This window comes from Stenotrophomonas maltophilia group sp. Smal13 (genome assembly GCF_030236855.1).
GTDB lineage: Bacteria > Pseudomonadota > Gammaproteobacteria > Xanthomonadales > Xanthomonadaceae > Stenotrophomonas > Stenotrophomonas maltophilia_A.
This window is the reverse complement of record NZ_JASJSQ010000078.1, coordinates 1-23611: the sequence shown is the minus strand read 5'-3', so window position 1 is coordinate 23611 and position 23611 is coordinate 1. Positions and strand designations below refer to the sequence as shown.

Below are 23611 nucleotides of genomic sequence, written 5' to 3'. Positions count from 1 at the left end.
GGGGCCTGAAAGGGCGCCAGTATACCGGGGTTGGCGGCCGCGCTCTGAATGGCCAGCCGCCCGATCACGCACAGCCGCTGACACCGCGCTAACCCACGCAGCGCCGACAATGCGGTTCTGTTCCCCGCAACGAGATGGAAACGATGGCCGAGTGGATCACCCTGGATACGCATCACGGCCCGGTACGGGCCTGGCACGCCCTGCCGGAGGGCACCCCGCATGGCGGGCTGGTGGTGGTGCAGGAAATTTTCGGCGCCAACCCGCACATCCGCGGCGTGGCCGAGCGCTTCGCGGCCGAAGGCTATGCAGTGCTGGCGCCGTCCTTTTTCGACCTGATTGACGGCACAGAAGCCGATCCGGATGCCCTGCCCTATGACGCCGACGGCGTGAAGCAGGGCCTGGAACGGGTGACTGCACTGGGCATGGAGAAGGCGCTGGAGGTGGTCCGTGCCGCAGCGACCCGGCTGGCCCCCTACGGCAAGGTCGGCACGGTGGGCTACTGCTGGGGCGGCACGGTGGCGATGCTGTCGGCCCTGCGTCTGGGCCTGCCATCGGTCAGCTACTACGGTGCGCGCAACGTCCAGTTCCTGGATGAGACACCCAAGGCCCCGGTGATCTTCCACTTCGGTGCCCAGGACAAGAGCATCCCCCCGGAGGCCGTGCAGGCCCATCGCGAGAAGCTGCCGCAGATGGCCACCTTCGTCTATCCGGCCGACCACGCCTTCAACCGGGAGGTCGGACATGCGTATGATCCAGACAGCGCCACCCTGGCGCTGCAACGCACCCTGGACTTCTTCTCGGAGCATCTTGGATGAGCGAATTCGAACTCGATTCACGCCTGGCCACCGATAGCGTGCTGGTGGCGGAAGGACCGTTGTCGCAAGTGCGGCTGATGAACGACGAACGATTCCCCTGGCTGGTGCTGGTACCTCGCCTGGCCGGGGTGACCGAGTGGATCGAGCTGGACGGCGAGCAGCAGGACAAGCTGCGCACCGAGCTCAACCGCGCCTGCAAGGCCCTGAAGGGCGCCGACGGGGTGGAGAAGATCAATATCGGTGCGCTGGGCAACATCGTGCGCCAGCTGCATTTCCATGTGATCGGCCGCCATGACGGCGACCCCGCGTGGCCAGGCCCGGTCTGGGGCAGTGGCCCCGCGCATCGCTACGAGCCGGGTGCGCTGGACCAGCATGTCGCCTACTGGAAGGAACGGCTAGGATATCCAGCCCAGTCCTGAGCGTTTGCCGACCCGATGCGATTCAACCTCGTTGCCGCCGTCCTGCTGATCCTGATCGGCCTGTTCATGCTCGCCAGCAACCTCGGCTGGACGCACCTGAACCTGTCCAAGCTGCTGTTGACCTGGTGGCCGGTGGCACTGGTGGGCGTGGGCATCGCGATGCTGTTCGGTCGCGGGAAATAAGCTGGCGCCGGGCCATGCCCGGCGAGCGCAGCGTGTGGCCGCACCCATGAAAACGCCGGGCATGCCCGGCGTTTTCGTCATGCGATGGCGCGCCGCTCAGGTCCGCGGCAGGGTCACGCCGGTCTGGCCCTGGTACTTGCCACCACGATCGCGGTACGACGTCTCGCAGATGTCATCGGCGGCCGCCTGGAAGAACAGCATCTGCGCCACGCCTTCATTGGCGTAGATGCGTGCCGGCAGCGGCGTGGTGTTGCTGAACTCCAGGGTGACGTGGCCTTCCCACTCCGGCTCCAGCGGGGTCACGTTGACGATGATGCCGCAGCGCGCGTAGGTGCTCTTGCCCAGGCACACCACCAGGGTGTCGCGCGGGATGCGGAAGTACTCCACGGTGCGCGCCAGCGCGAAGCTGTTCGGCGGGATGATGCATTCATCGCCGACGATATCCACGAAGCTGCCCGGGTCGAAGTGCTTGGGATCGACGATGGTCGAGTTGATGTTGGTGAACACCTTGAACTCGCGCGAGCAGCGCACGTCGTAGCCGTAGCTGGAGGTGCCATAGCTGACGATGCGCTCGCCGTTGGCCTGCTTGACCTGCCCGGCCTCGAACGGCTCGATCATGCCGTGCTGCTCGGACATGCGGCGGATCCAACGGTCACTCTTGATGCTCATGCTTTGTCCTGGGGTACGAGGGGGCGCGAGGATTCTAGCAGGGGGCCGGGCGTCGCCGGCGGCCCCTGCCCTGGCACTTACAGCAGCGACGACAGGATCGGGATCGAGGCACGCGGACGCTTGCCAACCTCCTCGATCAGGCGCTGGGCGGCATGGCGGTAGGCCTGGGCCGGGACCGAATCCGGCTGGGCCACGGTGATCGGGGTACCGGAATCGCCCTGCTCGCGGATGCCGATCTGCAGCGGCAACGAACCCAGCAACGGCACGCCGTACTGCGCGGCCATGCGCTCGCCGCCGCCCTCGCCGAAGAGGTGCTCGACATGCCCGCAGCTGCTGCAGGTATGCACCGCCATGTTCTCGACGATGCCGAGCACCGGCACCTCGACCTTCTCGAACATCTTCAGCGCCTTCTTCGCATCCAGCGTGGCGATATCCTGCGGGGTGGTGACGATCACCGCGCCGGCCAGCGGGATCTTCTGGGTCAGGGTCAGCTGGATGTCACCGGTGCCCGGCGGCAGGTCGATCAGCAGGTAGTCCAGGTCATCCCACAGGGTGTCATTGAACAGCTGGGTCATCGCCGAGGTGGCCATCGGTCCACGCCAGATCATCGGCGTGTCTTCTTCGATCAGGTAGCCGATCGACATGGTGTCCACGCCGAACGCACGCAGCGGCTCGATGCTCTTGTTGTCCGGGCTTTCCGGGCGACCGGACAGGCCCAGCATGGCCGGCACGCTCGGCCCGTAGATGTCCGCATCAAGCACGCCCACGCGTGCGCCGAGCTGCTGCAGGGCCACGGCCAGATTGACCGCAGTGGTCGACTTGCCGACGCCGCCCTTGCCCGAACCAACCGCGATCACGTTGCGGATGCGGGCATGCGGCGTAAGTCCCTTCTGGACCTGGCTTGCATGGGGACGGCGGGGAGAACTGTTCACAACGAGCACCGGCGGGGTCAGGGGGAATAACCGAGCATCATACAAGCTGGACGTAACCTGACTGAAATTCAGGATTGCTACAGATTCGTGCACAGATTGTTAAGTTCATGTTACGTTCGACCCGCACTGTTTTGGGCTGCGGAGCTGGCATTTCCAGCCCGCGCGATGGCGCATGCGCAGTGCCGTTTTTGTTTTTGCTCTCCAATGGAACTACATGAACTACGTAAGCAACACCGCACGTCGCAACACGCTCGCCGTCGCCCTGATTTCCGCTCTGATGGCCGCCGCCCCGGCAATGGCCCAGGACAAGGCGACCAACCTGGACAAGATCACCGTCACCGGTTCGCTGATCCCGCAGACCCAGGTTGAAACCCAGACCCCGGTGATGTCCATCACCGCCCAAGACATCCAGACCCGCGGCTTCAGCAGTGTTGCTGAAGTGCTGCAGCAGTCGTCGCTGACCACCGGCGGCCTGCAGGGTGGCCAGACCTCGGGTTCGTTCACCCAGGGCGCCGAAGCTGCCGGCATGTTCGGCCTGAACCCGGGCTACACCAAATACCTGATCAACGGCCGCCCGATGCTCTCGTATCCGGCGCTGTACAACGGCAGCGAAACCTTCAACAACATCAGCGGCATTCCGATCGACATCGTCGAGCGCATCGAAGTGCTGCCGGGCGGCCAGTCCTCGCTGTACGGCTCGGACGCAATCGCCGGTGTGGTCAACATCATCCTGAAGGAGCGCATGGACGGCGGCACCATGACCCTCCGTGGCGGCACCTACACCGAAGGCGGTGGCAGCAACATCCGCTTCAGCGCCGCCAAGGGCATCAACGCCTTCGACGACCGCTTCCATGCACTGTTCAACGTGCAGATCGAGAACGGCAGCCCGATCTGGGGCTACCAGCGCGACATCACCCGCCAGAACAACCCGGTCGGCTACACCGCCCAGGTTCCGTCGAACGACTTCGCCGTCATCACCAACGCTGACAACAAGCTGCTGATGATGGACCCGAGCCGTTGCGCGAACGTCGCTGGGCTGTATGACGGCACCACTGTGGTCGGCCAGCGCCCGTCGGGCGAGTCCTGCGGTTCGGTGTACAGCGCCGGCTACAAGACCCTGAAGAACGGCAAGAACAGCGGCCAGTTCTACTCGTCGATGACCTTCGACGTGAACGACAACTTCCAGCTGTTCGCCGATGTGCTGTACAGCAAGGAAAAGACCGAGTTCACCTCCGGCTCCAGCGCCCTGTGGTGGGGCACCAAGTCGGTCATGGGCGGCTTCTACGACCAGGGCCTGGGCAAGGTCGTGAACCTGCAGCGCGCCTTCGCGCCGGAAGAAATCGGCCCGGGCCACTACAACAACATCATGAACTCCGACGAAAGCCGTGCCTACCAGGTCACCCTGGGCGGCAAGGGCATGGTCGGCGACTGGGACTACAGCGCCAGCTTCACCCGTGGTGAGTACCGCCTGGACCAGAACCGCTTCGTGCGCTGGAAGGACAAGATCGAAGATTTCTTCGGCCAGACCGTGCTGGGCCCGCGCCTGGGCACCTCGGCTGGCGGCTTCGGCATCTACAACCCGGACTACGCGGCCTTCTACTCGCCGATCACTCCGGACCAGTTCGCCAGCTTCACCGGCTACGGTACCCATCGCAGCAAGACCTGGCAGAACCTGGGCCGCGTGCAGGTGACCAACGGCTCGCTGTTCAGCCTGCCGGGCGGTGACGCTGGCCTGGCCGTCGTGCTGGAAGGTGGCAGCGAAGGTTGGGACTACTCGCCGGACCAGGCGTTCGTTGATGGCAATGTGTGGGGCACCACCGCCGTCGCCGGTGCCGGCCACCGCAGCAACTATGCGGTCACCAGCGAGCTGCGCATGCCGCTGCACGACAAGCTGACCGTCAGCGCGTCGGGCCGCTATGACGCCTTCAAGATCGCCGACAAGACCGTCGACAAGGCCACCTACAGCATCGGTCTGGAATTCCGTCCGATCGAGAGCCTGCTGCTGCGTGGCAAGTACGGTACCGCCTTCCGCGCGCCGACCCTGTCCGATGCCTTCCAGGGCATGAGCGGTTCGTACTCGTCCGGCCAGAACGACTACTACCGCTGCAGCCAGCTGGGCTACGGCCTGCGTGACGAGGCCTGCTCGTTCTACAAGAACACCTCGGTGTACAGCGAAAAGTCCGGCAACCCGGACCTGAAGCCGATCACCGCCGACGTCTGGAGCGCAGGCGTGGTGTGGGCTCCGGTCAGCAACTTCTCGCTGTCGGCCGACTACTACAACTGGAAGATCAAGAACGAGGTCAAGACCCTCAGCAGCGACCAGCTGCTGCTGGCCGAGTACCAGTGCCACAACGGCCTGCCGAACAACACCTCGGCCAGCTGCGGTGACGTGACCAACTGGGTGTCCCGCGATGCCGGTGGCAACCTGACCCGCGTGTACACGCCGAAGCTCAACGTTGCCAGCCAGAACCTGGAAGCGGTGACCGTGGCGGCCAAGTACCAGCAGGATATCGGCCGCTTCGGCTCGCTGATGTTCTCCGGCAACTACACCAACATGCTGAAGCGTGAAGTGCAGCCGATGCCGGGTGCCGCCAAGCTGGATCTGCTGAGCGATCCGTACAACATGTGGTACTACGACAACTTCGCGAAGGTCCGCGGCGATCTGTCGGTGGCCTGGAACATCGCCAAGTTCACCACCACCGTGTACGCCAACTACGTCGGCAGCACCCCGAACTACCTGGCCTACACCGGCCGCAGCTACGGCTACGTCCACTCCTCCGGCGCCAAGGCCGGCAAGTGGGGTTCGTACACCACGTACAACCTGAGCATGAACTACCAGGCACAGGAAGATCTGGTCCTGTCGCTGATGGTCAACAACGTGTTCAACAAGCTGCCGGAAGGCCAGCGCTACAACTACCCGGGCAACGAATCGACCCCGTTCAATGACGGCTTCTACAGCGTCTACGGCCGCCAGATCTCGGCCCAGGTCAAGTACAACTTCTGATCCCGTCGTTTTCCGGACTTCGTGTCTGGACCAGGCCCCGCTTCAGCGGGGCCTTTTTTTTGGTTCCAGGAAGCCTTCGGTAAAGCATTGATGCAGAAGCAGCAAATGCACTACGAAAGAATGCCATTCATATCGCCATCTTTTGAAACACGCCAAAACAATTGGCGTTAGTCATTGATATATCGCCATTTTTCAGGCAAAAGCCCGATTGACTAAATGACGATCGTGTGTTCCCTGCGTTAAGTGCGTGTTACGGTCCGGCTGAATGGAATGCAACTGAACAGATCGTTAAGCCGACACGGAAGCCGGTAGCCAAGACATCGCTCACTACGGGGATTTTCCATGTCTCGCCATCGTTCCACACTCTCGCGCCACCCACTGACGCTCGCCCTGCTCGGCACACTGCTCGCCTCCGGCACGGCCCTGGCGCAAAGCGGCAATGCACCGACCCAGCTTGACCGCGTGACGGTCACCGGTTCGCTGATTCCGCAGACCGAGATCGAGAACCACACGCCGGTCCTGACCGTGACCGCAGAGGACATCCAGACCCGCGGCTTCACCAGCGTTGCCGATGTCCTGCAGCAGTCCTCGCTGTCCACTGGCGGCCTGCAGGGTGGCCAGACCTCGGCCTCGTTCACCCAGGGCGCCGAAGCCGCCGGCATGTTCGGCCTCAGCCCGGGTTACACCAAGTACCTCATCAACGGCCGCCCGATGCTTTCATATCCGGCGCTGTACAACGGCGGCGATACGTTCAACAACATCAGCGGCATTCCGATCGACATCGTCGAGCGCATCGAGATCCTGCCGGGCGGCCAGTCCTCACTGTATGGCTCCGATGCGATCGCTGGCGTGGTCAACATCATCCTCAAGGAACGCATGGATGGTGGCGTCCTCAACGTCCGTGGCGGCGCCTACAGCGAAGGCGGCGGCAACAGCTTCCGCTTCAGCGGCGCCCGCGGCTTCAATGGTGTCGATGACCGCTTCCACGCGCTGGTCAATGTGCAGTACGAAAAGACCAGCCCGATCTGGGGCTACCAACGCGATCTGACCAAGGTCAACAATCCCGACGGCTACAGCCCGCAGTACGTCTCCAACGATTTCCTGGTGCTGCTGCCGGCCAACAACAACCGTTACGCGATGATGGACCCGAACCTGTGCGCCAACGTCGCCGGGCAGTTCGATGGCACCACCGTGCTCGGCACCCGGCCCACCGGCCAGGCATGCGGCTCGACCTATGGCACCGGCTACAAGACCATCAAGAACGGCAAGGAAAGCGCGCAGATCTACAGCTCTGCCACCTTCGACGTGAATGACAATTTCCAGCTGTTCGGCGATGCGCTGTACAGCCTGGAAGAGGTCAAGTACGCGACGGGTTCCGGCTACACCTGGTGGGGCACCTCTTCCGGTTGGGGCCGCTTCTACGACCAGGCCAGCGGCCAGTACATGAACCTGCAGCGCGTGTTCGCCCCGGAAGACATCGGCGGCGCCGGCTACCGCGACATCATGAACACCGACCGCAACAAGGCCTATCAGGTGACGCTGGGCGGCCGCGGCACGGCCGGCAACTGGGACTACAGCCTCAGCTTCACCCGCGGCGAGTACAAGCTGACCGAGCGCAACTTCGTGCGCTGGAATGACCCGATCAACGATTACTTCGAACAGCGCGTGCTCGGCCCGGTGCTGGGAACCACCAGCACCGGCTACGACATCTACAGCCCGAACTGGGAAGCGTTCTACGCGCCGCTGCCGGCCGGTGACTTCCAGACCTTCACCGGCTACAGCTACAGCCAGAGCCGCACCTGGCAGAACCTGGCCCGTGCACAGGTCACCAATGGATCACTGTTCAAGCTGCCCGGCGGCGACGCCGGCCTGGCCGTGGTCGTTGAAGGTGGAAGCGAAGGCTGGGACTACAGCCCCGATCCGGGCCTGATGGATGGCAGCGTCTGGGGCACCACGGCGGTCTCCGGTGCTGGCCACCGCAGCAACTATGCGGTGACCGGCGAACTGCGCCTGCCCCTGCATGACATGCTGACGGTGACCGGTTCCGGTCGCTACGACGCCTTCAAGATCGGCAGCAACACCGTCGACAAGTCCACCTACAGCATCGGCGTCGAGTTCCGTCCGATCGAAAGCCTGCTGTTCCGCGGCAAGTACGGTACGGCGTTCCGCGCTCCGACGCTGTCCGACGCGTTCCAGGGCCGTAGCGGCTACTACGCCAACGGCTCCACCGACTACTACCGCTGCGGCCAGTTGGGCTACGACCCGGCCAACACCACCGGTTGCCCGTATGACAGCGTCTCGGTGTTCGGCACCCGCGCCGGCAATCCGGACCTGGAACCGATCACCGCCGACGTCTGGAATGCAGGTGTTGTGTGGGCACCGATCAACAACCTGTCGCTGTCGGTGGACTACTACAACTGGAAGATCAAGAACGAGGTCGATACGCTCAGCTCCGACCAGCTGCTGCTGGCTGAGTACTACTGCCGTGGCGGCCAGGCCAACAACACCTCGGCCAGCTGCCAGAACGTCAACGACTGGATCACCCGCGATGCGTCCGGCGTGCTGGACGAGATCTATACCCCGAAGATGAACGTCGCCCGCCAGAACCTGGAAGCGCTGACCGCCAGCTTCAAGTACGTGCACGACATGGGCCGCTTCGGTTCGCTTCAGTTCTCGGGCAACTACACCGACATGCTCAAGCGCGAACTGCAGCCGCAGCCGGGCGATGAGTTCCTGGACCTGCTGCGTGACCCGTACGCGATGTGGGTGTACGACTCGTACGCCAAGGTGCGCGCCGATGGTTCGGTCGGCTGGGCCAAGGACAAGTGGACCACCACCCTGTACGCCAACTACATTGGCAAGACGCCGAACTACATGGCGTACGTGGGCAATGGCTACGACTACGTCCACAGCTCCGGCTACAAGGCAGGCAAGTGGGGCTCCTACACCACTTACAACCTGAGCGTGAACTACCGTGCGTTGGACAACCTGACCCTGTCGCTGATGGTCAACAACGTGTTCAACAAGATGCCGGACAACCAGCGCTTCAGCTTCGCCGGCACCAGCGGCCAGCCGTACAACAATTACCTGTACAACGCCTACGGGCGTGCCATCTATGTGCAGGCCAAGTACGAGTTCGGCGATCACTGATCCAGGCCCTTGCCGCACCAAAGACCCCGCCCCCGGCGGGGTCTTTTTTTGCTGGTCGCCCCTCCAGGGCGTGACGCGCGCCCGGGCATTCACGCCAAGTTGACTGGATTCACGTCTTCGTTCATCTTCAGGTCATATTGATGTGCCCGCCACAAGGACCCTGCCGACCATGGAACTGCGCTTGTCCCCCGCCCGCCTTGGCGCCGCCGCACTGGCGGCGCTGTGCATTGCCCCTGCCCTCGCAAGCCCTCTGCCAGCCGAGGATTTCGCCAGGATCCCCACCATCCAGTCGGTCACCATGAGCGCCGACGGCAAGCAGCTGGTCGCGATCGTGGCCGCGCCCGGCAGCGACAACAGCGATACCGCCCTGGCCAACTGGAACCTGGATAACCTCGGCGCCGGTCCGGTCGCCATCACGCCATCCGGTGACCGGATGAAGTTCATCGCGGCAAGCGCACTGAAGGCGGGACGCAACCTCGTCATCGGGCGCCAGGAATGGACAGGCAAACTCGGCGGCTGCGGTGAAGGCAACAGTACGGGAGCCACCAAGACCTTCCTGACCAAGGCCTACCTCACCGACGCCACCCAGACCAAGTTCGACGAGGCGTTCGCCAACAACACCCGCACGCTCGGGGTCAGCCCCGAGACCCTTCGCTGCCTCGAACTTGCGGGTACCGCCTCGCTCGTCCATGGGCTGCCGCTGGATGCAGACAGGGTCATCATCAGCCAGCTCAATGAGGCCACGCTGCAGGCCAACTACTACCGCTTCAACCTGCGCACGGGCCAGACCGAACTGCTGTTCAAAGGCAGCTCCCGCACGTCACCCGGCCTGTTCCATCCCCGCACAGGTGAAGTCCTTACCCAGACCCAGGTCGAATCCGCCGGCTCCGACGATTTCGAACAACGCATTCTGATCAAGAACAGCGCCGGCCAGTTCGAAGTGCACGCCCCCCTGACCACCCGACTGAGCGAACGCTATACGGTGGAAGTCGTCGGCATAGACGATGACAGCGGCAAGCTGTACGTGCTGACCGACCAGTTCTCGGATCTGGTGCAGGCGCGACTGTACGATCCTGCCAAAAAGGAGTTCGACAAGGAGCCTCTGGCCGCCCATCCATCCTTCTCGATCAGTTCACTGATCCTGGGCACGCGCAAGAGCAACTTCAACCAGGTCCTCGGCTTCTATATCGACGGTCCGCAACGACAGGCCGTGTACGTGGATCCGCAGATGAAGGCCCTGCAGGAGGGCCTGCAGAAAGCCTATCCCGGCCTGAGCATCTACATCACCGGCTACAACGACGACCTTTCGCGCGTCCTGTTCACCACGGAAAGCAACCGCAACCCGAAGAGCTACTTCATCCTGGCCGATCGCAAGGATGTCGTGCCACTCGGCAACGAGCGCCCCTGGGTGGACAGCAAGCAGATCGGTGAACAACGCTGGGTGACCTACACCGCACGCGATGGGCTGCAGATTCCAGCGATTCTGGATCTCCCGCCGGGCTGGAAGCAGGGCGAAGGCCCGCTGCCGGCACTCGTTCATCCGCACGGCGGGCCGTGGGCACGCGACTACACCGGCTGGGATGCATCAGGCTGGGTGCCGTTCTTCACTTCGCGCGGCTACGCCGTGTTGCGCCCTCAGTACCGCGGCAGCGCCGGCCTTGGCCGCAAGCTCTGGCTGGCAGGTGACGCCGAGTGGGGCCAGAAGATGCAGGACGACAAGGATGACGGCGCCGCCTGGCTCGTCTCACAGGGCATCGCCGCCAAGGACCGTATCGCGATCTTCGGCTATTCCTACGGCGGCTTCGCGGCGGCCGCCGCGACAGTGCGCAGCCCCTCCCCCTACCAGTGCGCCATCGCGGGTGCCCCGGTCACTGATCTTGGCCGACTGGGCACCTCCTGGAGCCAGAACCGCCTGCAACGCATTCTGCAGGGGCGCACGGTGAAGGGCATGGACCCGATGCAGAACACTGCAAAGGCCACGATTCCTCTGCTGACCTTCGTCGGTGACCGTGACGTACGCACGCCGTCCTTCCATGCGAGGAACTTCTACAACGGCGTACAGGGCAAGGTCCCAGCCCGGTTCGAGCTGATCCCCGACATGCCGCACAGCATGCCGTGGTACCCCGTGCACTTCCGGACGACATTGACGCTCATGGCCGACTACCTGAGCAAGGATTGCGGCCCCGGCGGCCTCTGATCCCTCCCCGGGCACCCTCGCTTTCACCAAGCCCCTGCCGGCCAGGCAGGGGCTTTTTCATGCCCCAAATACTGAATTTCCCTATAACAACAGCAAGTTAAGAGATTTTAATATTCATGTTGCATTTACTTTACGCGACTCATACACTCCATTAACCGAAGCATAACAAGTGGGGATCAAACCGAAATGCGCAACGCCAACCGCCAATCTAAGCCAAGCCGCGTCCCGTTGACTCTTGCTGTGCTGGCCTGCCTGCAGGTCGCACCGGCTCTGGCCCAGGAATCCACCCAGCAGGAAGCAAAGGCGTCAAGCAGCTCAAGCACTTCCACCCGCGCAACCGATCTTGACAAGGTCACAGTCACCGGCTCCCTGATCCGCCGTGCGGACTACGAGACCACTTCGCCGGTGTTCACCATCAACGCCGAAACCAACGCGAAGCAGGGCCAGGTCAACGTGGCCGAGTTCCTGCAGAAGTCGGCCATCGGTTCGGCCGAAACCCAGATCACCCACCAGTTCGGCGGCTTCGTCGTGGACGGCGGCACCGGCGTACAGACCGTGTCGCTTCGCGGCCTGGGCGCCAACCGCACCCTGGTGCTGCTCGATGGCCAGCGCCCCGGCCCGGCCGGTACCCGTGGCGCCGTCGGCGCCTTCGACCTGAACGTCATTCCCACCGCCATCCTGCAGCGTGCCGAGATCGTGAAGGACGGTTCGTCCTCGATCTATGGTTCCGACGCCGTGGCCGGTGTGGTCAACCTGATCACCAAGAAGAACATCGAGCGCCCGGAGCTGACCGTTACCGGCCGCGTCCCGACCGAAGGCGGCGGTGAAGTGTTCTCGGCGTCGCTGGCCAATGGCTGGAACTTCGAGAAGGGCAGCATCATCGCTGCCGTCGAGTGGTATCAGCACAACGAGCTGACCCGTGGCGACCGCGACTTCCTCAACTGCAGCAACGACCTGGTCAAGGACGCCGACGGCAACCGCATCGACCGCGAAGATCGTTCGCTCAATGCCGGTACGCCGCTGGCCAACTGCGTCAACATGCTGCACAACGTGGTCGACATCGGCAGCACCCGCTATGTGCCGTCGGGTGATGGCACCACTGTCGGCCCGCTGCCGGGCTACCGCCCGCGCAAGACCCAGAGCTACGCGCGCGGCCAGGCCTTCTTCGATGAGCCGGTGAACTTCGCGCGCTGGGGCCAGGGCCACATCATCAACAAGCAGGAGCGGAAGACCGCCTACGTGGCCACCGACTTCGGCTTCGATTCGGTCAACTGGAAGACCCAGTTCCTGTTCAACCGTCGCGAAACCGAGACGTTCTCCTGGCGCCAGTTCTTCCCGTATGCCTACATCCCGGGTACCGAGATCGTCGCCAACCCGGTGATGCTGTTCAAGTCCCAGCAGGATGTCACCGTCGATTACTTCTACGCCGCCACCAAGCTTGACGGCCTGTTCAAGGGCACCGACACCTGGGCGTGGGAAGTCAACGCGAACTTCAGCCACTCCAGTGGCAAGTACGGCAATCTGGCCATCCAGGCCTCCAAGAGCGGCGACCTGGACTACACCGACGCGCCGCCGGCGGTGAACTACTTCGACCCGGACTACCTGAGCGGCCGCAAGGTCGACGAGCTGGTCGACAAGCTCGGTGCGTGGGACTGGGGCAAGACCACTTACAAGCAGGCTACCATCAACGCCATCGTCAGCGGCGACCTGTTCGAGATGCCGGCCGGTGCGGTCGGTTTTGCGGGCGGCCTGGAATACCGCTATTACTCGCTCAACGACCAGCCGAGCGAACTGTCCCGCACTGGCGACATCTGGGGCTCGTCCTCGGCTGATGTGACCAAGGGCAACGACAAGGTCAAGGAAGCCTTCGTCGAGTTCGACGTGCCACTGCTGAAGGGCCTGCCGGCGGTGGAATCGCTGAGCCTGAACGCCTCGGGTCGCGTGTTCAAGTACGACAACGTTGCCGATTCGGACAATGTCTGGAAGGTCGGCCTGAACTGGCAGGTCATTCCGTCGCTGCGTCTGCGCGGTTCGATCGGCACCTCCTACCGCGCGCCGGGCCTGTACGAGCTGTACCTCGGCAACGAGACTGGTTTCTTCCAGCAGGCGAACGATCCGTGCGTACGCTGGGGTGAAAGCTCCAATACCAATTACCAGGCCAACTGTGCGGCCGCAGGTATCCCGGCCGACTATGCCGGCGGCGGCAGCAGCGGCACGGTGTACCGCCAGGGCGGTGGTAATTCGCTGATTCCGGAAACTTCGCGTGCGAAGACCGCCGGTATCGTGTTCACCCCGACCTTCGCCAACCTGAGCGTGGCCATCGATTACTTCGACTACGAAGTGAGCAATGAAATCGCGCAGCTGGGCAGCACCAACGTCATGCGTGGCTGCTACGGCGGCACGGTGTACCCGAACAGCTACTGCGATCTGCTGACCCGCAATCCGGCCAGTGCTACCCAGCCGTATGCGGTGACCCAGATCCAGAACAAGTTCATCAACATCAACAAGCAGCGCACCCGTGGCTACGACCTGACCGCAAACTTCGACCACGATTTCTCGTTCGGCAAGTTCTCGGCCGAGACCCAGGTCACCTACACGATCGAAGACACCCAGGAAGTGTTCTCCAGCGCAGCTGCGAGCGGCCTGGAATCCTCGGAGCTGCTGGGTGACATCGGCCGTCCGAAGGTGGTGGGCAACCTGGCGCTGAGCCTGACCCGCGGTGACTGGTCGTACAACTGGCTGACCACCTACATCCACAAGACCGAAGACATCGATCTGAGCCCGGTGTTCACCTACCAGGGTCGTCCGAACTCCTATCGTGACATCGTGGCCGACTCGCGCATCTACCACACCGCTTCGGTCAGCTACGCGCAGGCCGATTGGGAAATCCTGGTGGGCGTCAGCAACATCTTCAACAAGACCCCGCCGTTGGTTTCCATCGGTGTCGCCGATTCCCGCTACGGCAACGTACCGGCCTTCGCCACCCAGTACGACTACTACGGCCGCACCCCGTTCGTGCGTCTGAAGTACAAGTTCTGATCCACGCCTTATCGCAGTACCCCGACAGACCCGGCTTTTGCCGGGTCTGTCTTTTCCGGCCCACGAAGCGGCCCCCTTGCGCCCGGCCATGACCTTCGACACCCTTGCAGGGCAGGCCGGCGGCGTATTGTTCGGCCCACGGCCGTCCCCGCGGCCCTTCCCTGACTCACTCGGCCTGGAGGCCATCAAAGTGACCCGTACTCCCAAGATCGTGCTGCTGACCCTGGCCGTTTCGGCCGCGCTGGTCGGCTGCGGCAAGAACGAAACCCCGGCCAAGGATGCCACCGCCTCCACGCCGGCCGCGGCCGAAGCCACCAACTACACGCTGGACGAGAGCAAGCTGCCGGCCTACAACGCCTTCCAGCCCAGCGATCTGGATGCCAGCAAGGACGCCTGTGGCGCCTTCGGCGACTACGTCAACAGCAAGTGGCTGGCCGCCAATGAAATTCCGGGCGACCGCACCAGCTGGGGCGCGTTCACCATCCTCGACGAGCGTTCGGTAGCCGTACAGCACCAGTTGGCTGAACAGGTCGCGCAGGTCAAGAACCCGAACCATATCGAGAAGATCGTCGGCGACCTGTGGGCCACCGGCATGGACGAAGCCAAGATCAATGCCCAGGGCATCGAGCCGCTGAAGGCCGACCTGACCGCGATCGACGGCCTGCAGGACAAGGCGGCCATCGCCGACTACCTGCGCAGCAGCGCGGCCAAGGGCGACAACGTCCTGTTCGGCTTCGGCGCCGAAGCCGACTTCAAGAACTCGGCCGTCAACCTGGCCTACGCCAGCCAGGGCGGCCTGGGCCTGCCGGACAGCACCTACTACACCGATGCCAAGAACGCCGACAAGCTGAAGGCCTACCAGGCGCACGTCGCCAAGGTGCTGGAGCTGTCCGGCGTCGCCGCTGCCGACGCTGCCAAGCAGGCCGAGGACGTGGTCAAGTTCGAGACCCGCCTGGCCAAGGCCTCCAAGTCGCGCGTGGAGCTGTCGCGCAACGTCGAGCTGTACTACAACCCGGTCACCCTGGCCGACGCTGACAAGCTGACCCCGAACTTCAGCTGGACCGAGTTCTTCAAGTCGCAGGGCGTAGCCGCGCCGGAGAAGTTCTCGCTGGCCATGCCGGCCTTCCATGAGGAAGTGAGCAAGGCGCTGGGCGATACCGATCCGTCGGTGTGGCGCGCCTACCTGCGCTTCCACACCGTGGACAGCGCCTCGCCGTACCTGGCCGATGCCTTCGTGCAGGAGAACTACGAGTTCTACGGCAAGACCCTCAATGGCCAGAAGGAACAGAAGCCGCGCTGGAAGCGCGTGCTGGGCACCATCGAGAACGACGCCGGTGAAGCCTTCGGCCAGCTGTACGTGAAGGTTGCCTTCTCGCCGGAAGCCAAGGCGAAGATGGAAGAGCTGGTGAAGAACCTGGCCGCCTCGCTGAAGGAACGCATCCAGGGCCTGAGCTGGATGAGCGATGAAACCAAGGCCAAGGCCATCGCCAAGTGGGAAACCTTCACTCCGAAGATCGGTTACCCGGACAAGTGGCGTGACTGGGCGGGCCTGCAGACCCAGCGCGACAGCTACCTGGGCAATGTGCGCGCGGCCAGTGAGTTCAATTACAAGTTCAACCTGTCCAAGATCGGCAAGCCGGTGGACAAGACCGAGTGGGGCATGACCCCGCAGACGGTCAACGCCTACTACAACCCGCTGCAGAACGAGATCGTGTTCCCGGCCGCCATCCTGCAGCCGCCGTTCTTCGATCCGAAGGCCGACGACGCACTGAACTATGGCGGCATCGGTGCGGTGATCGGCCACGAAATGACCCACGGTTACGACGACCAGGGTGCACGCTTCGGGCCGACCGGCAACATGGAAGACTGGTGGACCGCCGCTGACAAGAAGAACTTCGAAGGCCTGACCGGCAAGCTGGTCAAGCAGTTCGACCAGTACAAGGTCGACGGCCAGGCCGTGAACGGTCACCTGACCCTGGGCGAGAACATCGCCGACCTGGGCGGCTTGGCTACCGCCTACGACGCGCTGCAGAAGGCGTCCGCCGGCAAGGAAGATGCAAAGGTCGATGGCTTCACCCGCGACCAGCGCTTCTTCTTCAACTGGGCCACCGTGTGGCGCACCAAGTACACCCCGGAAAACGCCAAGGTCCGCCTGGCCACTGACCCGCACGCGCCGGCGCAGTTCCGAGCCATGGGTGCGCCGTCGAACCTGCCGACCTTTGCCGCGGCCTTCCAGTGCAAGGCCGGTTCGCCGATGGCCCGCGCCGGCGAGCAGCAGGTGGTGATCTGGTAAGCCCTGGCTGATGCCAAGGTAGACCTGCAGAGGCCCGGGAATTCCCGGGCCTTTGTTTTTTGCCGCGCCCGTCATCCACGCATGGCGTGGATCTGCTGCGCCTGTGCAGGCCCACGCCGTTGGTAGATGCCGACCTTGGTCGGCGTATGGCACGGCGGAGCCACCGTGATGCGTGCATGCGGTGTCGATGCCACACACCCGGTAGCGCCGGGCCATGCCCGGCGGATGCGCCGTGATGCGTGCATGCCGCGCCCATGCGCGGCTTGCTATAGTGCGCGCGCCCTCAATCCATCACGGATTCGTTCCACATGCCCAATTTCCGTCCGCTTGCCATCGCCCTGGGCATCAGCCTGGCGACTCTGGTCCCGACCCACGATGCCTTCGCCGCCAAGAAAAAGGCCGCGCGTGCCCCGGCTGTCAGTGCCCAGTGCAGCGACTTCTACGACGCCACCAATGCAGGCTGGCTGAAGGCCAACCCGGTGCCGCAGACCGGCGCCACCACCGCGCTGGGCCAGCTGGTCGACCGCAGCCGCCAGCAGCAGCGTGAACTGCTCGACGCAGCGATGAAGGCGCCGCAGGGCAACGTGCAGAAGCTGCTGGGTGACTTCTGGGCCAGTGGCCTGGACGAAGCGGCCGTGGAAGCAGACGGCTCCAACCCGATCGCCCCGCTGCTGACCCGCATCAACGCCATCAAGAAGGCCAAGGATGTGCCGGCCTCGATCGCCGCGCTGCACCAGGTCGGCATCCCGGTGGCATTCAACTTCGGCCCCGACGTCGATCTGAAAGCGCTGGACCGTCACATCGGCTACTTCATGCAGGGCGGCATGGGCCTGCCGGATCCGGCGTTCTACACGCGCACCGACGCCGACACCGTGGCGCTGATGGGCCGCTACCGCAACTACGTCAAGCAGATCCTGGCACTGACCGGCACCCCGGCGGCCAAGCTGGATGCCGAGTCGCAGGCGGTGATCGCGCTGGAAACCGAGCTGGCACGCAATGCGCAGTCGCTGGCCGGCATCAACAACCCGTTCAACAACTACGCGCCGATCTCCACCAAGGAGCTCAACAGCCGCTACCGCAACCTGCAGCTGGATGCCTTCCTGAAGGCACAGGGCGTGGATGACGACCTGGTCTCGCTGGCCGACCCGGGCCTGTTCAAGCAGCTCGACGGCATGGTCACCAAGCTCAAGCCGGACCAGTGGAAGGCCTACCTGCGCTGGCGCGTGGGCGACTCGATGGCACCGTACCTGTCCAAGGCCTACCGCGACGCCGAGTTCGAATTCCGCGGCCGCGTGCTGCGTGGCGAGACCCTGCCGCCGCAGCGCTGGGAAGACGTGCTGGAGGCGATCAACGTGGCCGCTGGCCCGATGGTCGGTCGCGAATACGCTGCCCGTTACCTGTCCGCCGAAGATCGTCGCCAGGCGGCGTGGATCGTCGACAAGGTGCGCGAAGTGCAGATTGAAGCGGTCAAGAACAGCAGCTGGATGAGCACCGAAGCCAAGGCCGAAGCGCAGGCCAAGCTGGCTGCGCTGAAGATCGAGATCGGCACCCCGCTGCGCGACCTCGACTACAGCGTGCAGCCGATGGGCCGCGGTTCGTTCGGTGGCAACATGCTGATTGCTTCGACCTGGCGCCATCGCGAGGAAATGAAGCGCATCGGCAAGGGCAACGCCGACCGTCGCTGGGACGTGCTGCCGCAGCAGCCTTCGCTGGCCTACGATCTGGCCCAGAACCGCCTGATCGTCACCGCCGCGATCCTGCAGGGCCCGGTGTTCAACGCCAAGGCCGACGCTGCCGACAAGTTCGGCAGCTTCGGTGGCCTGGTCGGCCATGAGCTGACCCGCGCGATCGATGCCAAGGGCGCGCTGGTCGACGCCAAGGGCGAGCTGCGCAGCTGGTGGACCCCGGCCGACAAGACCGCCTGGACCCTGCTCGGTAACCGCGTAGCCGCGCAGTACAGCGCCTACGACTTCCCGGGCGTGAAGGGTGCCAAGGTCAACGGCACGCTCACCCAGGAAGAGAACCTGGCCGACATCGCCGGTCTGGAACTGGCCTGGGCGGCGTATGTCGCGCAGGAGCCGAAGGCCAAGCAGGCCCAGCAGCAGGGCTTCTTCCGCGCCTGGTCTGCGTTGTGGGCGCAGCAGCTGGCGCCGAACGAGGCCGTACGTCGCCTGACCGCCGACATCCGTGCACCGGGCCTGTGGCGCAGCAACGGCACGCTGGCCAACCTGCCGGCCTTCGGCGCCACCTTCAGCTGCAAGGCCGGCCAGCCGATGCAGCGCAGTGAAGCCGAGCAGATCAAGGTCTGGCGCTGATCCAGCTGCCACACGGGTAACGCAGAGGGCGCCTTCGGGCGCCCTCCTTTTTTGCAGGTGCAGCACGATCCCGGATTAACACCGCGCATGCTATCGCTGCGGCTTCGTCCAACGTGGAGCCCCGACATGGCACACAAGAACACGATCTGTGTCTGGTATGACAACGGCGCACTCGAGGCCGCCACCTTCTACGCCAGTATCCTGCCCGACAGCGCGGTGACCGCCGTGCATCACGCCCCCGGTGACTATCCGGACGGCAAGGAAGGCAACGTACTGACCGTTGAATTCACGGTCTGCGGCATCCCCTGCGTCGGCCTCAACGGCGGCACCGCGTTCAAGCACAGCGAAGCGTTTTCCTTCCAGATCCAGACCGAGGACCAGGCCGAGACCGACCGCCTGTGGAATGCGATCGTCGGCAACGGTGGCCAGGAGAGCCAATGCGGCTGGTGCAAGGACCGCTGGGGCATTTCCTGGCAGATCAGCCCGCGCATGCTCATCGAAGCGGTGACCTGCCAGGACAAGGCACTGGCCAAGCGCGCCTTCAACGCAATGATGCCGATGAAGAAGATCGACATCGCCACCATCGAAGCAGCGATCAAAAAAGGGGACGGAGGGGATTAAGTCGTTTCTCCCCATTGCCGGTGACCCCATGCGAATTGCGACTTAATCCCCTCCGTCCCCTTTTTCGCGAGGTGCAGATGACCTGGGATGCGATCATCGTTGGCGGTGGCCACAACGGCCTGGTCTGCGCGGCCTATCTGGCGCGTGCCGGAAAGAAGGTGCTGGTGCTGGAACGTCGCGGCGTTCTTGGCGGCGCTGCGGTCACCGAGGAATTCCATCCCGGCTTCCGCAATTCAGTCGCCTCGTACACGGTCTCGCTGCTGCAGCCGAAGGTGATCGACGACCTGCAGCTGCATGCGCATGGGCTGCGCATCGTCGCGCGCCCGGCCAACAACTTCCTGCCATCGCCCGACGACCGCTATCTGTTGTCGGCTCCTGGCCGCACTCAGGCCGAGGTGGCGAAGTTCTCCGAGCGGGATGCGCAGCGCTTGCCCGCGTACGAGGCACGCCTGGAAATCTTCGCCGACGTACTGCGCGCATGGGCTCTGCGCGCGCCGCCCGACCTGGGTGTAGCAGGCGGTTGGCGTGCGCTGCCCGCACTATGGCAGATGGGGAAACTCGGCCGCGAACTGGCGGCGCTGGATGCGCCACTGCGGCAGGAACTGCTGGACCTGTTCACGCTGTCGGCGGCGGAGTACCTGGACCGTTGGTTCGAGAGCGAGCCGATCAAGGCGCTGTTCGGCTTTGATGGCATCGTCGGCAACTACGCAAGCCCGTATACAGCGGGCAGTGCCTACGTACTGCTGCACCACGTATTCGGCCAGTGCAATGGCGTAAAGGGTGCGTGGGGCCACGCGATCGGCGGCATGGGCGCGATCAGCCAGGCCATCGCCAGCGCGGCGCGCGAGGCCGGGGCCGAACTGCGCGTGGATGCCGGTGTGCAACAGGTACTGACCGAACAAGGCCGCGCCGTGGGGGTGGAACTGGTCAACGGCGAAACCCTGCGTGCACGCGCGGTGGTGGCCAACGTCAATCCGAAGCTGCTGTACGAACAGCTGCTGGAGCCAACGCAGGTACCCGCTGCCACACGCGAACGCATGACGAACTGGCGCTGCGGTTCCGGCACCTTCCGGATGAACGTGGCGCTGTCGCGGTTGCCGGACTTCCGTGCCCTGCCCGGCCCCGGCGATCACCTCAGCGCCGGCATCATCATGGCGCCCAGCCTGGATTACATGGACCGCGCGTGGTTGGACGCGCGCCGCGAGGGCTGGTCGCGCGAGCCGATCGTGGAGATGCTGATTCCGAGCACGCTGGATGATTCACTGGCGCCGCGCGGGCAGCATGTGGCCAGCCTGTTCTGCCAGCACGTGGCGCCGGTACTGCCCGACGGGCGCAACTGGGATGATCACCGCGAGACTGTGGCGGACCTGATGATTGCCACCGTCGAACGGTATGCGCCCGGCTTTGCCGGCAGCGTGCTCGGTCGGCAGGTGCTGTCGCCGCTGGATCTGGAACGCACCTTCGGCCTGGTCGGCGGCGACATTTTCCACGGTGCGCTCAGTGCCAACCAGTTGTTCTCGGCACGGCCGATGGTCGGCCAGGCCGGCTATCGCGGTGCCCTGCCCGGTCTGTACCTGTGCGGTGCGGGCACCCATCCCGGTGGTGGCGTCACCGGTGCGCCCGGGCACAATGCCGCGCAGGTGGTGTTGCAGGATGGGTAGAGGTGTGCCGACCAACGGTCGGCACCTACCGCGTCAAATGATCCCATTCAAAGCGTGCCAACCAAGGTTGGCACCTACCCGCGTGAAGCGAGGCGCATCGCGCCTCACTTCACGCTGCGCAGATGGTTCGGGCGCTTCGGTGGGCCGGGCGGGCGGCGCTTGTTGAACGGCGATTGTCCGCGCCAGTAGCGGATCAGCAACCAGCCGAACAGCATGCCACCGAGGTGCGCGAAGTGGGCCACGCCGGGCTGCCAGCCGGTCATGCCCAGCACCAGCTCGCCCACACCGAACAGGATCACAAAGGTCCGTGCCTTCATCGGGATCGGCGGGAACAGCAGCATCACCCGCTGGTTGGGGAACAGCATGCCGTAGGCCAGCAGCAGGCCAAACACGCCGCCGGAGGCGCCTAGCACCGTGGCCGGGTTTTCCAGCAGCGTGCCCACCAGCAGCTGGCAGACACCGGCACCGGCCACGCACACCAGGTAATACAGCAGGAAGCGCTTCTCGCCCCAGGTCTGCTCCAGCGGCGCGCCGAACATGAAGACCGCCAGCATGTTGAAGAACAAATGGCCGAAGCTGCCATGCAGGAAGCCGTAGGTCAGCAGCTGCCAGGGCTGGAAGTTGCCGCCCGGCGAGAATGCGTCGAAGCCCTGCTGAAGGGGTTGCAGCATGAAGGGCTCGAAGGTCTGCATGCCGAGCAGGAACGGCTGCTGCAGCAGGAACAGGATCGCATTGGCGATCAGCAGGGCCTTGGTGACGGTTGGCAGTCGCGGGAACATGGGAGCACCGGCATGGAACGGCCTCCATCATAGCCGCAGCACCGTGTCTTGTTGGCGACCGGCAGGCGCGGCCTGTTCAGTCGCCAGCGGTGCTCAGCCCGGACCCCACACAGCGGCATCCAGTGCCGCCGCCGGATCAGCCGCCGTCATCCGCACCCGGCCGTTCTCCACCCGCACGCCCTCGGCGCGCAACCGCTGTGACTGTTCGCGCCAACCAGCCGAACCTTCCTCCATGGCAATGCGCCCATCCGAGCGCAGCACGCGATGCCAGGGCAGGTCCGGGTCGTCGTTCTGGCCCAGGATGCGCGCGGTCAGGCGCGCACGCCCGGGCAGGCCCGCGCGCAGCGCCACCTGCCCATAGCCCATCACCTGCCCCGCCGGGATCGCGCGGATCACCGCCAGGATGCGCGCGCGCGCCTGCTCAGGCGTCAGCGCCGCAGGCGGGTTACCAGCAGAACGCCGATCAGCACCAGCACGGTGCCGGCGATCTGCGCCGGCCCCATCGGTTCGTCGAGCAGCCATAGGCTCATCACGATGGTGGAAACAGGGCCCAGCATACCGACCTGCGCGGCCAGCGACGAACCCACGCGCTGCACCGCCAGCATGATCGCCAGCACTGGCAGCACCGTGCACACGGTGGCATTGACCAGCGACAACCACTGCACCGGCGCCGGTGCCTGCCACAACAACGGCAGCGGATGGGTCACCGCGAAATGCAGCAGCACCAGCACGCTGGCCACGCAGCTGGCGTAAGCGGTCAGCCGCACCGCTCCGATACGCGCGACCACCTGCCCGCTGCCGAACAGGTACAGCGCATAGCTGAGCGCACTGCCCAGCACCAGCAGGCTGCCAACGATGATCTGCCCACCCTCGCGCTGCAGGTCATGGCCGAACGCCAGCAGCACGCCCAGATAACTCAGCACCAGCGCGCCGATCTGCCATCGGCCCGGCCGCTGGCGCGCCAGCAGCACGTTGATCAGCAGCACCAGGGTCGGGTTCAAGTACAGGATCAGCCGTTCCAGCGTCACGCTGATGTACTGCAGGCCCTGGAAGTCGAGCAGGCTGGACAGGTAGTAGCCGGTGAAACCCAGCCACAGCACGCGGGCACGGTCGGCCCAGGACAGTGGTTCGGCCCGACGCGCGGCCCACAGCGCCATCAAAACGAACAGCGGCAGCGCCATCTGCATGCGCAGGGCAAGCAGCGTGGTGGCATCCACGCCGTGACGCAGGCCGAGCTTGACGATGATCGCCTTGCCGGAAGCAGCGATGGCGCCGATCGCTGCCAGGCCGATACCCCCCAGCGCAATGCGTGGGGAGGCGGTGGCGATACGGGAAGCGGGATTGGACATCAGGACGACGGCGGGCCGCTCGGAGCGGCCCGGGAAAGCGTGGGGGCGCCCATTGTCGCACGGGGGCGTCCGGTGCCCGCCTTGTAGAGTCGAGCCATGCTCGACTGTCTTTCCACCGCAGTCGAGCATGGCTTGTATGTTCCTCCCGGCTCCTACGCGGTATGTAGGAGCCAGGGTGGAGGGAC

16 protein-coding genes are annotated in these 23611 nt (G+C 64.4%); 11 read left to right on the top strand and 5 right to left on the bottom strand.

Going from position 1 to position 23611, the window contains the following annotated elements; all coding sequences use genetic code 11:
* The first annotated feature begins 143 nt into the window (after positions 1 to 143).
* Genes QRO95_RS19840 through QRO95_RS19830 form a run of 3 tightly spaced genes read left to right on the top strand, consistent with a single transcriptional unit; the run spans position 144 to position 1417 of the window.
* The gene (locus QRO95_RS19840; protein WP_277779279.1) at positions 144 to 815 is read left to right on the top strand and encodes a dienelactone hydrolase family protein; all 672 of its coding nucleotides are present in this window, start codon (positions 144 to 146) and stop codon (positions 813 to 815) included.
* Entirely contained in the window at positions 812 to 1234 is a 423-nt protein-coding gene (locus QRO95_RS19835; RefSeq protein ID WP_049398714.1) for an HIT domain-containing protein, read from the top strand. The genes QRO95_RS19840 and QRO95_RS19835 overlap by 4 nt, the downstream gene beginning before the upstream one ends.
* A 15-nt stretch (positions 1235 to 1249) precedes the next feature.
* On the top strand, positions 1250 to 1417 hold the full coding sequence (locus QRO95_RS19830) for a LiaI-LiaF-like domain-containing protein (protein ID WP_005418011.1): 168 nt from the start codon (positions 1250 to 1252) through the stop codon (positions 1415 to 1417).
* A gap of 96 nt (positions 1418 to 1513) precedes the next feature.
* On the opposite strand, the gene dcd is transcribed toward QRO95_RS19830, so the two are convergent.
* Positions 1514 to 2086, bottom strand: coding sequence for a dCTP deaminase (dcd, locus tag QRO95_RS19825; RefSeq protein ID WP_010483020.1), 573 nt, complete (start codon positions 2084 to 2086; stop codon positions 1514 to 1516).
* A 77-nt stretch (positions 2087 to 2163) separates the two neighbouring features.
* The gene (gene apbC, locus QRO95_RS19820) at positions 2164 to 3018 is read right to left on the bottom strand and encodes an iron-sulfur cluster carrier protein ApbC (RefSeq protein WP_026347084.1); all 855 of its coding nucleotides are present in this window, start codon (positions 3016 to 3018) and stop codon (positions 2164 to 2166) included.
* A gap of 214 nt (positions 3019 to 3232) precedes the next feature.
* Here apbC and QRO95_RS19815 point away from each other — a divergent pair, with 214 nt between their 5' ends.
* The 8 genes from QRO95_RS19815 (at position 3233) to QRO95_RS19780 (ending at position 21298) form a co-directional block, all read left to right on the top strand.
* On the top strand, positions 3233 to 6022 hold the full coding sequence (locus tag QRO95_RS19815) for a TonB-dependent siderophore receptor (protein ID WP_032128235.1): 2790 nt from the start codon (positions 3233 to 3235) through the stop codon (positions 6020 to 6022).
* A gap of 342 nt (positions 6023 to 6364) precedes the next feature.
* Positions 6365 to 9172 (top strand): TonB-dependent receptor domain-containing protein, encoded by a 2808-nt coding sequence (locus QRO95_RS19810; protein WP_049460709.1) that lies wholly within the window; start codon positions 6365 to 6367, stop codon positions 9170 to 9172.
* 169 nt (positions 9173 to 9341) lie between these two features.
* Positions 9342 to 11369 carry a S9 family peptidase gene (locus QRO95_RS19805; RefSeq protein WP_285303287.1) on the top strand — a complete coding sequence of 676 codons (2028 nt, stop codon included), beginning with the start codon at positions 9342 to 9344 and terminating at the stop codon, positions 11367 to 11369.
* 186 nt (positions 11370 to 11555) lie between these two features.
* Positions 11556 to 14408 carry a TonB-dependent siderophore receptor gene (locus QRO95_RS19800; protein ID WP_121504576.1) on the top strand — a complete coding sequence of 951 codons (2853 nt, stop codon included), beginning with the start codon at positions 11556 to 11558 and terminating at the stop codon, positions 14406 to 14408.
* A 190-nt stretch (positions 14409 to 14598) separates the two neighbouring features.
* The gene (locus QRO95_RS19795; protein ID WP_049398732.1) at positions 14599 to 16701 is read left to right on the top strand and encodes a M13 family metallopeptidase; all 2103 of its coding nucleotides are present in this window, start codon (positions 14599 to 14601) and stop codon (positions 16699 to 16701) included.
* Positions 16702 to 17009: 308 nt separating this feature from the next.
* Complete coding sequence (locus QRO95_RS19790) at positions 17010 to 19016, top strand: M13 family metallopeptidase (protein ID WP_049460715.1); 2007 nt, start codon at positions 17010 to 17012, stop codon at positions 19014 to 19016.
* 126 nt (positions 19017 to 19142) lie between these two features.
* Entirely contained in the window at positions 19143 to 19637 is a 495-nt protein-coding gene (locus QRO95_RS19785; protein WP_285303286.1) for a VOC family protein, read from the top strand.
* A gap of 77 nt (positions 19638 to 19714) precedes the next feature.
* Positions 19715 to 21298 carry an NAD(P)/FAD-dependent oxidoreductase gene (locus QRO95_RS19780; RefSeq protein ID WP_285303285.1) on the top strand — a complete coding sequence of 528 codons (1584 nt, stop codon included), beginning with the start codon at positions 19715 to 19717 and terminating at the stop codon, positions 21296 to 21298.
* 104 nt (positions 21299 to 21402) lie between these two features.
* On the opposite strand, the gene QRO95_RS19775 is transcribed toward QRO95_RS19780, so the two are convergent.
* The 3 genes from QRO95_RS19775 to QRO95_RS19765 all read right to left on the bottom strand — a co-directional run bounded on the left by QRO95_RS19775 (position 21403) and on the right by QRO95_RS19765 (position 23426).
* Positions 21403 to 22077 carry a rhomboid family intramembrane serine protease gene (locus QRO95_RS19775; protein ID WP_032128229.1) on the bottom strand — a complete coding sequence of 225 codons (675 nt, stop codon included), beginning with the start codon at positions 22075 to 22077 and terminating at the stop codon, positions 21403 to 21405.
* Between the two features lie 93 nt (positions 22078 to 22170).
* Positions 22171 to 22599, bottom strand: coding sequence for an MGMT family protein (locus tag QRO95_RS19770; protein WP_404830370.1), 429 nt, complete (start codon positions 22597 to 22599; stop codon positions 22171 to 22173).
* Positions 22506 to 23426 (bottom strand): DMT family transporter, encoded by a 921-nt coding sequence (locus tag QRO95_RS19765; RefSeq protein ID WP_180836616.1) that lies wholly within the window; start codon positions 23424 to 23426, stop codon positions 22506 to 22508. The genes QRO95_RS19770 and QRO95_RS19765 overlap by 94 nt, the downstream gene beginning before the upstream one ends.
* Between the last annotated feature and the right edge of the window lie 185 nt (positions 23427 to 23611).

What these genes read in the sequence shown, in the direction of transcription:
- QRO95_RS19840 (WP_277779279.1), top strand. Translation starts at nt 144, where the DNA reads ATGGCCGAGTGGATCACCCTGGATACGCATCACGGCCCGGTACGGGCC.
- QRO95_RS19835 (WP_049398714.1), top strand. Translation starts at nt 812, where the DNA reads ATGAGCGAATTCGAACTCGATTCACGCCTGGCCACCGATAGCGTGCTG.
- QRO95_RS19830 (WP_005418011.1), top strand. Translation starts at nt 1,250, where the DNA reads ATGCGATTCAACCTCGTTGCCGCCGTCCTGCTGATCCTGATCGGCCTG.
- dcd (WP_010483020.1), bottom strand. Translation starts at nt 2,086, where the DNA reads ATGAGCATCAAGAGTGACCGTTGGATCCGCCGCATGTCCGAGCAGCAC.
- QRO95_RS19815 (WP_032128235.1), top strand. Translation starts at nt 3,233, where the DNA reads ATGAACTACGTAAGCAACACCGCACGTCGCAACACGCTCGCCGTCGCC.
- QRO95_RS19810 (WP_049460709.1), top strand. Translation starts at nt 6,365, where the DNA reads ATGTCTCGCCATCGTTCCACACTCTCGCGCCACCCACTGACGCTCGCC.
- QRO95_RS19805 (WP_285303287.1), top strand. Translation starts at nt 9,342, where the DNA reads ATGGAACTGCGCTTGTCCCCCGCCCGCCTTGGCGCCGCCGCACTGGCG.
- QRO95_RS19800 (WP_121504576.1), top strand. Translation starts at nt 11,556, where the DNA reads ATGCGCAACGCCAACCGCCAATCTAAGCCAAGCCGCGTCCCGTTGACT.
- QRO95_RS19790 (WP_049460715.1), top strand. Translation starts at nt 17,010, where the DNA reads ATGCCCAATTTCCGTCCGCTTGCCATCGCCCTGGGCATCAGCCTGGCG.
- QRO95_RS19785 (WP_285303286.1), top strand. Translation starts at nt 19,143, where the DNA reads ATGGCACACAAGAACACGATCTGTGTCTGGTATGACAACGGCGCACTC.
- QRO95_RS19780 (WP_285303285.1), top strand. Translation starts at nt 19,715, where the DNA reads ATGACCTGGGATGCGATCATCGTTGGCGGTGGCCACAACGGCCTGGTC.
- QRO95_RS19775 (WP_032128229.1), bottom strand. Translation starts at nt 22,077, where the DNA reads ATGTTCCCGCGACTGCCAACCGTCACCAAGGCCCTGCTGATCGCCAAT.
- QRO95_RS19770 (WP_404830370.1), bottom strand. Translation starts at nt 22,599, where the DNA reads ATGGCTGCTCGACGAACCGATGGGGCCGGCGCAGATCGCCGGCACCGT.
- QRO95_RS19765 (WP_180836616.1), bottom strand. Translation starts at nt 23,426, where the DNA reads ATGTCCAATCCCGCTTCCCGTATCGCCACCGCCTCCCCACGCATTGCG.